Below are 14,140 nucleotides of genomic sequence, written 5' to 3'. Positions count from 1 at the left end.
GGAGCGGGGGCGCGTGGGGTAAAGCAAGGGGATGGTTTAGGTTTTGCAGGGCGCGGAAAATAAATGGGTTTCTGCCACCAATGCATCTCATTGGTGGCAGAGAGATACCACGTTACCCTAGCCGATCGTCAGGCGGTGGGTTTTGCTTTTGTTGGATGGCATACGCTTTCTCATGTTCCCCTTGTTTGCGGGCATAGAACATCAAAATGCTTAAACTGATAATAAAGGTTGCCGTCAGCTTAATATTTTCTGCTCCTGACAATGCGACGAAGCAGAAAACACAGCCTAATGTTGCCGCCATAACGCTGACGATATTTTTCAGCGACGCGCCTTCCATACGAATTAACGCTACGCAGGAGTAGAAATACGGCAACATGGTCAGCAGAACCGCGATGCCGATAAGCTCGCCAAAAATATCGGAAGAGTTGCTGCCTTTTGCACTCATGAAGGTCATGAATGCCATCAGCAACGTCATTTTGATGGCAGAGAGGATGATGCCTTTACGTGGCACGCCGTGGCTATCCACCTCGCCGTATATTTTAGGGAAGTTGCCATCACGCGCGGCGCGGACACCCGCCTGTCCGACCAACATCATCCAAGAGCCCAGCGCTGCCAAACAGGCAAATGCGGTAAAGGCCGATACCACTGGGGCAGCCCATGAGCCAATCATCATGGAGGTACTGGCGGCGAAAGGCGCACCGGTTTTTGACATCACATCAGCAGGGAACATTCCGCTCATGACCTGTGTTGCCAGAATATACACAATCCCAGCTAATGCGGTGCCCAGCATGGTTGCGATAGGAACAGTACGCTGCGGGTTTTTCACCAGACCCGAGCTGACGGCCGCGGATTCCACGCCAACAAACGCCCATAGGCAAATCAGGATGCTGTGCATAATCGCTTTGCTGTCCGCTTGGCCGGAGGTATTCCAGTTCGCCTGATACAGTGCAGGGTCGAACCAATGCCAGCCAGCGATGGCGGTACCAATGACGGGAACGAGGACGAGGATCAGCCCCAGTGTGGTTAAGCGACTCACCCAGCTGCCTCCCATCATGTTCACCAACGCCATAATCCAGATAATGACGATACTGGCAATCCCAGCAGGAATCGGCTGATTAAGCGCGGGGAAGAAGACAGAAAGATAGGCCACGCCGGCAAGGCAGTCGGCGAGGTTACCTATCCAGTTTGCATGGTAGTAAAGCACGGCGGTTTGGAAGCCAAATGCGGGACCTAAACGGCCAGCATAGGCGATAGGTCCGCCAACCTGTGGATCGCGCGTGGTTAAACGTGCAAACACATATGCCAATGACATGGCACCGATCAATGTAATAAACCATCCGAAGAGAGCGATAGAACCAATTTTGGCGAGGTTCGCAGGTAGGAGGGCGATACCGCTCCCCATCATGTTACCTGCGACGATACCGGTACACGCTATCAGCCCGATTTTTTTAGAAGACGCCATTTTAGCCCCGTTAACATCAGCATTTAGCTATGTTCCCTCACGGCACGCTGTCGTTTGATATTGAAAATCCTTGGGTGGGAATTATATGACAAATTGAGACATGTATCACATTTGCAAATAGGTTAACGACAATGCATTGAGCTAAAACAGTTTTGAGTCACAACCGATGTTGTAATGAACAATCTAAACCGAGTTGTCTTGCACTAAAGCTAGCACAGGAATGCAAAAAAGGCGCTCTGGGCGCCTTTCATGTTGAATCAGCATTCTTAATTAAAGCGGCTTGGATGCCGTTCTGTCGCGCAATATGAACTGACTCCCCAGTACCAGAACCAGCGATAATACCAGCAGGATGGTTGCCAGCGCGTTGACCTCAGGAGAGACACCCACTTTCACCATTGAGTAGATTTTCAAGGGCAAAATTTCATAGCTTGGGCCGGTCACAAATGAGGAAACAACCACATCATCCATCGATAGTGTGAAGCTCAGCAACCAGCCAGCCGCTACAGCAGGCATGGCGAGCGGCAAAAGAATTTTGCGCAGAATAATGAATTCGCTAGCGCCAAGATCTTTAGCTGCCTCCAACATACGCACGTCAAATCCCTTTAGGCGTGAATATACGGTAACGACGACAAAGGGCAGGCAGAAGGTGATATGCGAGAACAGCAGTGACCAGAAGCCTAAAGAGACACCCAGTAACATGAACAGCACCAGCAACGAAATCGCCATCACAATATCCGGTGACATCATGACAACAAATAGCATTCCGCTGACAAAAGGTTTGCCGCGGAAGTGATACCGGAACAGCGCTACGGCGGTCAGTGAACCGATCAGTGTAGCAAAGGTGGCAGAAAGCACCGCCATCGTGATCGAATGGCCTGCAGCCTGAAGCAAGCTGTCATTGTTCATCAACGTGCTGTACCAATCGAAGGTGAATCCCTTCCAATTGATGCCAAAACGAGAGCTATTAAACGAGTTAGCGATCAGAATAATAATAGGGATATATAAATAGGCATAGACGATGGACATAAATCCACCGCGTAGCAGGCGTCCGATCATTCCAGTTCCACCTTTTTATTCATTAATTTCCCGACGCGATAATAGATATACAGCAGAATCCCCATCACCAGTGTTAAACATATGCTGGTCGCCGCGCCGAAGGGCCAGTCGCGGATATTTAGGAACTGGCTTTTTATCACATTGCCAATCAGGAGGTTCTTTGCACCGCCAAGCAGGTCAGAGACGTAGAACAGTCCCAATGATGGCAGCATGACCAGCAATGAGCCTGCAACAATCCCCGGCATGGTTAATGGGATAATAATACGAATAAAGGTTTGTAGCTTATTAGCCCCCAAATCACGCGCGGCCTCCAGCACTGATTTATCGAGTTTCTCAATACTGGAATAGAGCGGCATCACCATAAACGGCAATAGGATATAAATCAGCCCCAGAATAACCGCTTCTGGTGTATACATTATCCGTAAAGGCGTATCGATAATTCCGGTCCACAAAAGAAACTCGTTCAGATAACCACGGGTGCTGAGAAATAATTTCAGGCCATAAATACGTATGAGTGAATTTGTCCAGAATGGAACAATCAGCAAAAACAGCAGAAGAGGGCGTACTCTCTCAGGTAGGCGTGCAAGAATAAAGGCAAAAGGATACCCGATCACCAAACAACATAGCGTGGCGATGACGGCCATATTGAGCGAGTGCAACAACACTTCGGCATACAGCGGATCAAATAAACGCGTGTAGTTATCGAGAGAGAACACCATCTTGACCAGATGAGCGTCATCACGCGTTAGGAAGCTGGTGGCGATAATCATCAAATTCGGCATAAAGACGAATAGCACCAGCCAAGCGACCACGCCGGTGATCACCACATTCTGGAAATACTTACGCGACTTCTTCATCAGCCAGCACCACCTCCCAGCTTTCGACCCAAGTCACGGCCATTTTTTGATTCAGTGAATGATCCACATCAGGATCGTCTTCATTAAAGAACTCGCTGACCAGCACCATCTTGCCGTTTTCCAGTTCGACGGTTGATTCCAGCGTCATACCTTTATAGTTACGCTCGCGGACATAGCCGATGATGCCATCAACGTGCTGACCGTGATGTATTTCTTCAACGCGCACGTCTTCAGGTCGTAGTAGCACGTTCAGTTTATCGCCTGGGCTGACTTCCATTGCCGCATCCACATAAATATTGCACTCGCGACCTTCAACATTTGCTCTCACGCGATGCTCATCGACGCGGTGCAGCACTTCCGCATCGAATATGTTGATTTCACCGATGAAGCTGGCGACAAACAGGTTTTTCGGCTCTTCGTAAATCTCACGTGGCGTACCATCCTGCTCGATTTTACCGTCGCGCATCACCACGATACGGTCGGACATCGTCAGTGCTTCTTCCTGATCGTGCGTGACAAAGATAAAAGTAATCCCCAGCTTACGCTGTAACGCTTTAAGCTCGTTCTGCATCTGCTTACGTAGCTTGTAATCCAACGCGGAAAGTGACTCATCCAGCAGGAGTACCCTTGGCTTATTCACCACCGCGCGCGCAATGGCGACGCGCTGTTGCTGACCGCCAGAGAGCTGATGAGGACGACGCTGGGCAAACTCTTCCAACTGAACCATGCGTAACGCTTCCAAAGCGCGCGGCTTAATTTCTGCCTCGGGTCTTTTTTGCATACGTAGGCCAAAGGCGACGTTGTCGAGCACGGTCATATGCGGAAACAATGCATAACTTTGAAATACGGTGTTGACGTGTCGCTGTTCAGCGGGAAGGTGAGTGATATCTTCACCGTCCAGAATCACCCGGCCGTCATCAACGTCTTCCAAACCGGCAATAAGACGCAAAACGGTGGTTTTTCCGCAGCCAGAAGGGCCGAGAATGGTCAAGAACTCGCCATGATTAATCGTGAGGTCAAGGTCAGTGATGATATCTTTATCATCGAAAGACTTGCGGATACCTGTCAAACGAACAACAGGCTGTGGTGCTGCGTTAGAACCTAGAGAGGATATCTCAGTCATTTATTTGCTACTCTATCCCGGTGTGTATTGCAGATAGAACCGCCGCTGAAAAGACTGTTATCCCTTTCATCGCTGAAAGGTAAGAGCAGATAGACTCAAGCTAAATCAATGAGTCAGACAGCTCAAAACCAGCGGCGCCAATCAAAAATTAAGGCGCGAATGATAGACTGTGTGAACTACAATTAAAAGCCAGCCCGCTAATAAATCCTGATTTTCCCGCCTTACAGCCACCATGATGCACTAATTTGCCGAGAATGGGGCAAAAATCCTGTGAAACGGCTATTTTTATTCAGTATTACTTTCTTTACTTTGTTTAACTTCAGCTAAAAATGACCTGACGCAATATTTCAGTTTTGTCGCCTCCGCATAATGTAAAACCTATGATGAGGGCAAAGGGTATTTCGCCATAATGAGATGTATACCCGTCATACTTCAAGCTGCATGTGCGTTGGCTGCGCTCGTTCACCCGGATTACTTACAAGAGTAAGCTCATCGGGTTCACTCACTTGCCGCCTTCCTGCAACTCGAATTATTTAGGGGTTTACAGTGCAATCGCCTTGCAAAAGTCCACGCTTGACGTCGTTTGGCTCGCCCACTAGTCGATTATTTATCCTACGCGGCACTTGTCCTTCCTTCTTTGCCCTCCTGCAGCAAGAATGATGCGGACTGTGACGAATAATGAATTATTGCGAGACACTTTTATGAATAACTTACTCGATCGTTTTTTTAATTATGTTTCTTTCGACACACAGTCAAAATCCGGCGTTCGTCAGGTTCCAAGTACCGATGGCCAGATGAAGCTAGCACGGGCGCTGAAAGCAGAATTAGTCGAATTAGGCTTTGAGCAGGTTACCTTAAGCGATCACGGGTGTGTGATGGCAACACTGCCCTCTAACGTTAGCTGGAAAGCGCCGACGATCGGTTTTATCTCCCATTTAGATACTGCCCCCGACGCCAGTGGCAAAAATGTTAATCCACAAATCGTTGAAAACTATCGCGGCGGAGATATTGCGTTGGGCATTGGTGACGAAGTGCTGTCGCCTGTGATGTTCCCTGTATTGCACCAATTGCTTGGCCAGACGCTGATCACCACCGATGGTAAAACGTTGCTGGGGGCTGATGATAAAGCGGGGATTGCAGAAATCGTAACGGCGATGCTACGTCTTAAACACAATAACGTACCTCATGGCGATATCCGTATCGCATTTACGCCGGATGAAGAAGTGGGTAAGGGCGCACAGTTTTTCGATGTAGAGGCCTTTGACGCGGAGTGGGCATACACTGTGGATGGCGGTGGAGTGGGCGAATTGGAGTGTGAGAATTTCAATGCCGCGTCGGTGACTATCAAGATCGTGGGTAACAACGTACATCCGGGAACAGCAAAAGGCGTGATGGTGAATGCATTGTCGCTGGCGGCACGTATCCATAACGAATTACCCCCTGAACAAACGCCTGAAAATACCGAAGGCTATGAAGGTTTTTATCATTTGGCTTCGATGAAAGGCACGGTAGAGAAAGCCGAAATGCATTACATCGTGCGTGATTTCAGCCGTGAGGGTTTTGAAGCACGTAAGAAAACCATTATGGATATTGCCAAAAAAGTGGGCAAAGGCCTACATCGTGACTGTTATATTGAAGTGACGTTGGATGACAGTTACTACAACATGCGTGATGAAGTGGCAAAACATCCACATATCATTGAGCTAGCGCAGCAGGCGATGCACGATGTTGGCATTGAGCCAATTATGTGCCCGATTCGTGGCGGTACTGATGGTGCTCAGCTTTCATTCCGCGGCCTGCCTTGCCCGAATCTGTTTACCGGTGGCTACAATTTCCATGGCAAACATGAGTTCATCACGCTCGAAGGCATGGAAAAAGCGGTTTCGGTTATTATGCGCATTGCTGAGTTGACCGCGTTGAAAGCCAAAGGCTAGTAATAAAAAAGCCGCTGAAAATCAGCGGCTAAAATAAACAGACACAGCGGCAATAAATCGTTATACCCAAAATAGTTCAAACTGCATTTTGCTGGCTGCGTTCGTTATGCTTCCCCTCCTTGGGGCTCACGAGCGAACGCTTGCCGCGTCAATGCAACTCGGATTATTTTTGGGTAGAGATCGCTGAGCGATCGGTCAAAATACGCAGGGTCACGGATTCAACCTGATCCTGCGTTTCTTTATGGTGGCGAACCATATGTGCCGTTTTCAGGTGTGCATCTAAGTGCGCATGAGATCCCCAACGCTCAAGCATAAAAATGGTATCTGGTGCTAAGGTTTGCGGCTCAATAGCTGGCAGCATGTCAGTCAACGGTGCGTACTGATAGCAACCCTCTTCAGCTAACACTTCAGCTTGCAAGGCTTGGAAACGCTTGACGATCTCATCGAGATGGCCGGATCGAACTTTGATTTCAGCTATAACGGTAATCATGGCGATGCCTTATTTTTGACCGAAAACGGTCGCTAAATGATCGCGGTAACAAGCGATATTGTGTTCAACGTTTGGATTCTTAATAACGTCGGTGCACAGGAACGTTGGCAGGCGGGTCATACCCAAGAATTCATTGGCTTTGTGGAAATGCATGTACAAACCGTCAACCCCTTGACCGTGGAAGAACTGGTCCGGATCGTCAAATGCTTCCTGTGGAGCATTCCAGGTCAGAGACAACATATGTTGCTTGCCCTGAATTAAACCGCCTGAACCATATTTTTTGTTGGCATCAGAACGGGTGCGACCATCGCTGGCATACAAGCGGCCGTGGCCTTCAGTGAAGACTTCATCGATGTATTTTTTAACGATCCACGGCTCACCCATCCACCAGCCCGGCATCTGATAAATCACCACGTCGGCCCACAGATAATTTTCAATTTCTTGTTCTACTTCATAACCGTGATCGATAGTGGTTTCACGCAGTTCATGACCCAATGCAGATAGCGTTTCTTTGGCAACTTCATGCAGCGTGGTATTCAATTGCCCCTTAGAGTGGCCGAAAGCTTTCATACCATTGATTAGGAAAATCTTGCTCATAATGCAACTCCTCAAGCGACGCCGTGAAAAATGGACGCCGTGTTGTTATTCGATAAATTCGTTAGTGGCTGAAGCAATTATCACACTCTTTATTTTCATAAAATAGGTGATATGAATCACAACACTTTTGCTTAACAGTCAATAATTGAGGGCTGATAGGAATAATCTCGTCATCAACCTCGCGCGAGAACGGGGACTCAATAGACGCTGAAGCCGTGTAGAGAGCTGGATTGGTGAGCAGCGAGCACTGCGTTAGCTTAGAATTTGCACCGGATAGGGATTAATAAGAATGGATAAAAATTGAGGAATATATTCCGCCCAATCCTGCACACTGAGGATTGGGCGGATAGTCACATTACGCTACAGGTTTAGCAATAATGCTACGGGTTTCCATACGAACTTCTGTCAGATAGACCTGCAGGTTATCACCGGTTTGATATACGGTTTCACCTTTAATCTGTAGGCTGCCAGTCTCTTGACTGCACACCAACTCGTCACGGACAGCATGAATGAAGGACGATGGGATAAAGGCTATCGCACCATTATCAACCAGACGAACTCGCATTCCGCCACGAGAGATGTCGATGATTTCAGCATTGAAGTGAATTGCTGGATCAACTTTGTCTTTCAGGAAACGTGCATATAACCAATCCCCGACGTCACGCTCGGCCATACGGTTCAAGCGGCGGCGTTCTGCCATTTGCACCGTGATAGATTCATCGGGGCGCTGAGCCGGTTTGTCGGCTATTAATGCTTTCAGCAAGCGATGATTGACCATGTCACCGTATTTACGAATTGGCGAGGTCCAGGTCGCGTATGCCTCCAAACCTAGACCATAGTGCGGGCCAGGCTCAGTGCTGATTTCGGCAAAAGTCTGGAAACGACGCACACGGCTATCAAGGAACGTCGTCGGCAGCGAATCCAGATGGCGACGCAGCTCACAGAAGCCTTGCAACGTGAGCAATGCTTCGGCATTAGCCGCCACATCGTTGGCTTGCAGAATGCTCACGGCTTGTTCAACCAGCGCTGGGTCGAAACCAGAATGGGTATTATAGACACCAAAACCCAAGCGATCTCGCAGTACGATAGCTGCACAAACGTTGGCGGTTATCATGCACTCTTCAACGATGCGGTTTGCTACGCGGCGATGCTCGGCAATGATATCTACCACGCTGCCTTTTTCACCTAAAACAAAGCGATAATCAGGGCGGTCTTTAAATACCAATGCGTGCTGTTGGCGCCAGCTTGAGCGCGAGTCAGCTAAACGATGCAGCAAACGCACCTGCTGCTCAATCTGCGCGTTCTCGGGTTTCCAGCTACCAACGCCTTCCAGATAGTCTGAAACTTCGTCATAGACCAGTTTCGCTTTAGACTCAATCCAGCCAGCAAAGAAGCGGATATCGTCAGAGATCGCACCGTCTTGCGCTACGGTTACACGGCACAGCAACGCTGGACGACGTTCGTTGGCGCGCAATGAGCACAGGTCATCTGACAGATCGCGCGGTAACATCGGGATATTAAAGCCGGGCAGGTAAGTGGTAAATGCACGTACCTGAGCGATTTTGTCCAGCTCGGAACCTTGCTCGACATAAGCCGTTGGATCGGCGATAGCGATCGTTAGCGCCAGAGAACCATCTTCAGTCTCCTGCACATACAGCGCATCATCCATATCTTCCGTGCTGGCGCTATCGATGGTGACGAACGGCAGTGCGGTGAGGTCTTCGCGCTGTAAACCTTCTTCGTGCATTTCGCTGCCAGACCATTCAGGCGCACTGCGATCCAGACCGTGGCGCGCGAGAGTCACCCACCACGGCGCGAAATCATCGCCACCGTCGGTGATGTAGGTGGTGATGTTGGCAAAGAAGGTACGATCGCCTTTCAGTGGATGGCGATTCATTTCAGCAACGACCCAGTCGCCTTGCTTAAATTCATGCGTCACCGAGTTGTCAGCCCGGCAAGGGATGGCATCTTTGAGTAACGGATGATCAGGAATAATGGACAGTCGGTTGTCACCGTCTTTCTTCTGCACACGACCAACGAAGCGAGTCAGAAAAGGTTCAACCAACTCTTCCGGCTCAACGACTTCACGATCTTTCTCAGTGTGAACAGCAGCCAGAACGCGGTCACCGTGCATGACTTTTTTCATGTACGGAGGCGGAATGAAATAGCTTTTCTGAGCGTCAACTTCCAAGAAGCCAAAGCCTTTGTCGGTCCCTTTTACGACGCCTTCAACGCGTGGAGTCTGGGAATGCAGTTGCTGTTTAAGCTGTGCGAGCAGCGGGTTATCCTGAAACATAGTATTGAAACGTAGATTCCGGCAGGTGGATGAAGTGAGTGACCTCAAGGGCGGTTCACATTTTTACGCGAATCAGCCCCTATGAGCAAGCCCCCGTTACGACTGTGGGTGAAATGTTCAGCGATTCAGCTAAAACAGTTCATTCTCCCAACGAAACAAGTAGTCTTTGGCTCCAAGCACCGGTAGCAAGGGCAATAATGAGCTCAAGGATTTCGCCGTGGGTGAGGCCTGATTGGTTCAAGGATGCGACATGCTCAGGAGTGAATCGGTAGGGCGTTTGGGAAAGGGTAATACTGGCCTGAATAATAGCGCGTTCGCGACGGCTGCATTGGGCAATCGCGCTAACAGGATCGGCCAGCACGGCATCGGCTTGTAAGCGATGTTTGCTCAGCAATAGATAGCGCCGCGCATGATGTTGACTGCCGCGACGACAACCGTTCAGTCGAGCGCTGACTAAAAATGCCAACTCGCGTAGCGGCTGGCGTAGACGGTCACTACAGTTATATCCGTCGGTGAATAACTGGGTACTCACGTCGGCCGCTTCGCCGTTGTGCATACTGACAAGCATCAGCGCGATGGCCAGTCCTGAGGGAGCGCCGCATACTGCAATGGGGGACAGCGAAGCATCCGCACCCAGTGGTAGCCAAGGCCGCCATGCGGCAGATAATTCTGCGGGTAAGTCACTAAGTTCCAGAGGGGGAAATATCGTGGGCTCGGAAGGGAGTGGATGGCCGGAGAGCGCAGATGTTCCCGCAATGAGTCTCGCTTGCAGGCATACCAGACCGATAATTTGCGAGAGAGTCACAATATCAGGGTAAGAGAGCTTAACGGCCCGTAGCGCCCGCAGGTTTTGCTTGCTGCTGCGGGTAGGATCCCATGCCAAGAGCCGAGCATGTTCGGTGATCTGCGCCAGTCGCTGATTACTCTCGCGCGTGTTATGCGGGCAGTGCAGCGGGGCGAGCTGTTTGGCGTAGAACGTGCTCAACGGCGTCACCTGTGAAACCTGCGCGACAGTGAGCGCAATGCTTAAGCGATCATAGTGTGAAAGCGAATGCTCGCGTGTGATTTCGGGAGCTATACCTAATAGCTGGGTATAGGCATCACCCACTAACAGAAAATAAGCCTCACGGTCAGCGTGTTGGTCAAACAGGGGAAAGCGCCCCTGAGTCAGAGGCAGGCTATTATCCACATCGTGCGATGAGGAAGAGCGTGAGCTAAAAACCGTAAGCGGCGAAGTCGATCGCTCCATGGTGTATCCTTCAGGCATCTTACGAAAAAAGGGTGAACCCTTTATGAAACAGCCTACTATCCTTGCTTAATGTGGTTGGGAGATGAAATATTGTTAAGGAATAGGCTAGGTTGAAAAGGAATAACTGAAGGGGGATGAAAGCTAAGATAAAAAAATCCCCAGCCGAGGCCAGGGATTTGCAATTCACAACAAACGGTAGGAAATTAATCCAGTTCCAGCTCGTTCATGGCCGCGATGTTGAAGCCACCATCAACGTGCAGGATTTCACCAGAGATACCGCCCGCCAGTGGGGAGCACAGGAAGGCTGCGGAGTTACCCACATCTTCGATGGTCACGGTACGACGAATAGGTGTAACGGCTTCGCAATGTGCCAGCATTTTACGGAAGTTTTTGATACCGGATGCAGCCAGAGTGCGGATTGGACCTGCGGAGATACCGTTAACACGGATGCCTTCAGGACCCATGGCGTTGGCCATATAGCGTACGTTGGCTTCCAGAGACGCTTTAGCCAGACCCATAACGTTGTAGTTAGGGATGGCGCGCTCTGCGCCCAGATAGGACAGTGTCAGCAGGCCAGCGCCTGGATTCAGCATGGTGCGGCAAGCTTTTGCCATCGCAACGAAGCTGTAAGAGCTGATGTCGTGAGCGATTTTAAAACCATCGCGTGTGACCGCATTCACATAGTCGCCGTCCAACTGGTCGCCAGGTGCGAAACCAATGGAGTGAACGAAACCGTCGAATTTCGGCCAAGATTTTGCCAGCTCAGCAAACATCGCATCGATGCTTTCGTCTTCTGCTACGTCACAAGCCAGAACCAGATTAGAACCCAACTGAGCGGCGAATTCTTCTACGCGTGATTTCAGTTTGTCATTCTGGTAGGTGAAAGCCAACTCAGCGCCTTCGCGGTGCATAGCCTGTGCGATACCGTAGGCAATGGAGAGTTTACTGGCTACGCCAGTGATCAGAATGCGCTTACCGGTAAGAAAACCCATACAATAATCCTTGTAGTCTTGGTTTGCGTTACCCTTCATCCTCGTTGCCGCCATAAGCAGCCTCAATGAATTCGGGGAACTAAATGCAAACTGTTATATGCGGCGGAAAACAGAGTGGTGCAAAAAGAAACACGTTTGTTAACCCGTCCAGCACTTGTGTTAATAAAACCAAACCGAGCGATTCTATCACGCTTGATTCTCTGTGGAATGCTTTTGATGCTCTGCTCGGATCAGTGGTTGATTTCTAGGCTGTTATTGTTGCTAAAACAGCTGATCAGAAAACTCCGCCGTCGCGGCGCCACGCATCCGCCGTTAACGCCTCGCCAAAATGACTATTGATTAAGCGTTTAGTCTGTTCATGCAGCGGTGCCGCCAAGACTTCAGAAGTGCTGCCACGTTCTACCACTTCACCATGATGCATCACCATCACCTGATCGCTGATGTGCTTCATCATGCCTAAATGCTGAGTTACATAGATATAGGCGATACCCTGCTTTTGTTGTAGTTCTAACATCAAATTAATGATCTGCGAGCGCATCGACATGTCTAGCGACGCCAGCGCTTCATCCGCCACAATCACCTGCGGCTGTAAAATTAACGCGCGCGCCAGCGCAATACGTTGAATCTGCCCTGATGCCAGCATGTGAGGGTAGTAGTAAGCATGGTCTGAACGCAGGCCGACCTGACGCAGCGTTTCATTGATGCGCTGCTCACGCTCGGGAGCATCTAGCTCCGTGTTTAAGCGGAGTGGTACATCCAATATTTGGCCGATACGCTGGCGGGGGTTGAGCGACGTCGACGGATCTTGAAAAATCATGCGAATACGCTGGCTTCGATAGCGAAAATCACCATAGTGTAGCTGCTTATCATCAATCACGATGTCGCCCGCGGTGGGTTCAATCATGCCAGAAAGCATTTTTGCCAGCGTCGATTTCCCCGAACCGTTCTCCCCGATGATGGCCAACGTTTGCCCCTCTCGCAGCGTAAAGCTTACCGGTTTAACCGCCTCAAGATTCTGACGACGGAACAAGCCGGTGCGGTAGCGGAAAGTCTTTTGCAGATTATGCACTTCCAGTAGCGTACTCATTGCGTCTCCTCCATGTTGAGCGGGAAGTGGCAGGCAAATTTATGCGCTTTAACGGTTCGCAACGGCGGCGTTTCAATGCACTTTTTCTGCGCATAAGGGCAACGCGGCCCTAGTCGGCAGCCAATAGGCAAATGCTCAAGCGACGGAATAGCGCCCGGCAGCGTATTGAGACGGCTTTTATGTGGCAATGCACGGCCAAAATCTGGCATCGCACGAATCAGTGCCTGCGTATAAGGATGGTGTGGTGTGACCAAAATCTCTTCACAGGTAGCGCTTTCTACCGTTTGCCCGCAGTACATGACGTTGATGCGGTCGGCCCATTTACTCATCATTTGCAGATCATGGCTGATCAGCAAAATAGTGGTGTTATTGTTTTGATTCATGCGTGACAGCAGGCGGAAAATTTGTGCCTGAGTGGTGGGCTCCATCGCATTGGTCGGTTCGTCAGCAATCAACAAGCGCGGCTGGTTTGCTAAAGCAATCGCGATCATCACTTTCTGGCATTCGCCTTCGGTAAGTTCATACGGAAAACTACGCATGATATCTTTGTGATCTTTAATGCCGACGCGGTGTAGCAGCTCAATGGCGCGACGTTTGCGCCAGTGGAATCTTTGCCACCAGCGGCCTTTGTAGGTCCAGCCCGGGATAGCCTGAATAACCTGTTTACCAATGCTTTCAGAGGGATCCAAACAGGACTGTGGCTCTTGAAAAATCATCGACACGTTATGGCCGACCAAGCGGCGCCGCTGACGTGGTGTCAGGCGCAGTAAATCAATGTCATCGAAGCGGAAACGGTCGGCGGTTACTTTCCAGTTATCTTTGGTCACGCCGCAGATCGCTTTGGCAATCAGGCTTTTTCCTGAGCCGGATTCGCCGACCAATCCGCGGACTTCACCTTCGGTTAGCGTAAGACTCACGCGATCGACGGCCTTGACCGGCCCTTCGGCAGTCATAAATTCAATTGTCAGGTTACGAATATCAAGTAACGGCATTTTGC

Annotated in this window: 12 protein-coding genes; 1 reads left to right on the top strand and 11 read right to left on the bottom strand. The window is 50.0% G+C overall.

Annotation, left to right across the window (positions count from 1 at the left end; translation table 11 throughout):
* Positions 1 to 112 precede the first annotated feature (112 nt).
* The 4 genes from cadB to potA form a co-directional block, all read right to left on the bottom strand.
* The gene (gene cadB, locus K9N75_RS12815) at positions 113 to 1,462 is read right to left on the bottom strand and encodes a cadaverine/lysine antiporter (RefSeq protein ID WP_224451708.1); all 1,350 of its coding nucleotides are present in this window, start codon (positions 1,460 to 1,462) and stop codon (positions 113 to 115) included.
* A gap of 270 nt (positions 1,463 to 1,732) precedes the next feature.
* On the bottom strand, positions 1,733 to 2,518 hold the full coding sequence (potC, locus tag K9N75_RS12810) for a spermidine/putrescine ABC transporter permease PotC (protein ID WP_008813712.1): 786 nt from the start codon (positions 2,516 to 2,518) through the stop codon (positions 1,733 to 1,735).
* On the bottom strand, positions 2,515 to 3,375 hold the full coding sequence (gene potB, locus K9N75_RS12805; RefSeq protein ID WP_004093110.1) for a spermidine/putrescine ABC transporter permease PotB: 861 nt from the start codon (positions 3,373 to 3,375) through the stop codon (positions 2,515 to 2,517). The genes potC and potB overlap by 4 nt, the downstream gene beginning before the upstream one ends.
* Complete coding sequence (gene potA, locus K9N75_RS12800; RefSeq protein ID WP_008813711.1) at positions 3,359 to 4,498, bottom strand: spermidine/putrescine ABC transporter ATP-binding protein PotA; 1,140 nt, start codon at positions 4,496 to 4,498, stop codon at positions 3,359 to 3,361. The genes potB and potA overlap by 17 nt, the downstream gene beginning before the upstream one ends.
* Before the next feature lie 701 nt (positions 4,499 to 5,199).
* Between potA and pepT the strand changes: the two genes are divergently transcribed.
* The gene (gene pepT, locus K9N75_RS12795) at positions 5,200 to 6,432 is read left to right on the top strand and encodes a peptidase T (protein WP_008813710.1); all 1,233 of its coding nucleotides are present in this window, start codon (positions 5,200 to 5,202) and stop codon (positions 6,430 to 6,432) included.
* Between the two features lie 163 nt (positions 6,433 to 6,595).
* On the opposite strand, the gene K9N75_RS12790 is transcribed toward pepT, so the two are convergent.
* The 7 genes from K9N75_RS12790 to sapD form a co-directional block, all read right to left on the bottom strand.
* Positions 6,596 to 6,922: a putative quinol monooxygenase gene (locus tag K9N75_RS12790; RefSeq protein WP_130975875.1), complete on the bottom strand. Its 327-nt coding sequence runs from the start codon at positions 6,920 to 6,922 to the stop codon at positions 6,596 to 6,598.
* 9 nt (positions 6,923 to 6,931) lie between these two features.
* Positions 6,932 to 7,519, bottom strand: coding sequence for an NAD(P)H-dependent oxidoreductase (locus K9N75_RS12785; RefSeq protein ID WP_008813708.1), 588 nt, complete (start codon positions 7,517 to 7,519; stop codon positions 6,932 to 6,934).
* Positions 7,520 to 7,874: 355 nt separating this feature from the next.
* Positions 7,875 to 9,815, bottom strand: coding sequence for an exoribonuclease II (locus K9N75_RS12780; RefSeq protein WP_008813707.1), 1,941 nt, complete (start codon positions 9,813 to 9,815; stop codon positions 7,875 to 7,877).
* Positions 9,816 to 9,954: 139 nt separating this feature from the next.
* Entirely contained in the window at positions 9,955 to 11,064 is a 1,110-nt protein-coding gene (locus tag K9N75_RS12775; protein WP_039186462.1) for a peroxidase, read from the bottom strand.
* A 203-nt stretch (positions 11,065 to 11,267) separates the two neighbouring features.
* Positions 11,268 to 12,056, bottom strand: a complete 789-nt coding sequence (fabI, locus tag K9N75_RS12770; RefSeq protein WP_035503461.1) for an enoyl-ACP reductase FabI — start codon at positions 12,054 to 12,056, stop codon at positions 11,268 to 11,270.
* A gap of 274 nt (positions 12,057 to 12,330) precedes the next feature.
* Positions 12,331 to 13,143 carry a putrescine export ABC transporter ATP-binding protein SapF gene (sapF, locus tag K9N75_RS12765; RefSeq protein WP_008813704.1) on the bottom strand — a complete coding sequence of 271 codons (813 nt, stop codon included), beginning with the start codon at positions 13,141 to 13,143 and terminating at the stop codon, positions 12,331 to 12,333.
* Positions 13,140 to 14,135 (bottom strand): putrescine export ABC transporter ATP-binding protein SapD, encoded by a 996-nt coding sequence (gene sapD / locus K9N75_RS12760; protein ID WP_004093126.1) that lies wholly within the window; start codon positions 14,133 to 14,135, stop codon positions 13,140 to 13,142. Before sapD ends, sapF begins: the two co-directional genes overlap by 4 nt.
* Positions 14,136 to 14,140 lie beyond the last annotated feature (5 nt).

It is taken from the genome of Hafnia paralvei (genome assembly GCF_020150375.1).
GTDB lineage: Bacteria > Pseudomonadota > Gammaproteobacteria > Enterobacterales > Enterobacteriaceae > Hafnia > Hafnia paralvei.
This window is presented reverse-complemented; position numbering and strand designations above follow the sequence as displayed.

Bases quoted from the DNA above. Each gene is read 5' to 3' on its own strand.
- pepT (WP_008813710.1), top strand. From the start codon at position 5,200: ATGAATAACTTACTCGATCGTTTTTTTAATTATGTTTCTTTCGACACA.
- sapF (WP_008813704.1), bottom strand. From the start codon at position 13,143: ATGAGTACGCTACTGGAAGTGCATAATCTGCAAAAGACTTTCCGCTAC.
- potC (WP_008813712.1), bottom strand. From the start codon at position 2,518: ATGATCGGACGCCTGCTACGCGGTGGATTTATGTCCATCGTCTATGCC.
- potA (WP_008813711.1), bottom strand. From the start codon at position 4,498: ATGACTGAGATATCCTCTCTAGGTTCTAACGCAGCACCACAGCCTGTT.
- potB (WP_004093110.1), bottom strand. From the start codon at position 3,375: ATGAAGAAGTCGCGTAAGTATTTCCAGAATGTGGTGATCACCGGCGTG.
- K9N75_RS12790 (WP_130975875.1), bottom strand. From the start codon at position 6,922: ATGATTACCGTTATAGCTGAAATCAAAGTTCGATCCGGCCATCTCGAT.
- K9N75_RS12785 (WP_008813708.1), bottom strand. From the start codon at position 7,519: ATGAGCAAGATTTTCCTAATCAATGGTATGAAAGCTTTCGGCCACTCT.
- cadB (WP_224451708.1), bottom strand. From the start codon at position 1,462: ATGGCGTCTTCTAAAAAAATCGGGCTGATAGCGTGTACCGGTATCGTC.
- sapD (WP_004093126.1), bottom strand. From the start codon at position 14,135: ATGCCGTTACTTGATATTCGTAACCTGACAATTGAATTTATGACTGCC.
- fabI (WP_035503461.1), bottom strand. From the start codon at position 12,056: ATGGGTTTTCTTACCGGTAAGCGCATTCTGATCACTGGCGTAGCCAGT.
- K9N75_RS12780 (WP_008813707.1), bottom strand. From the start codon at position 9,815: ATGTTTCAGGATAACCCGCTGCTCGCACAGCTTAAACAGCAACTGCAT.
- K9N75_RS12775 (WP_039186462.1), bottom strand. From the start codon at position 11,064: ATGGAGCGATCGACTTCGCCGCTTACGGTTTTTAGCTCACGCTCTTCC.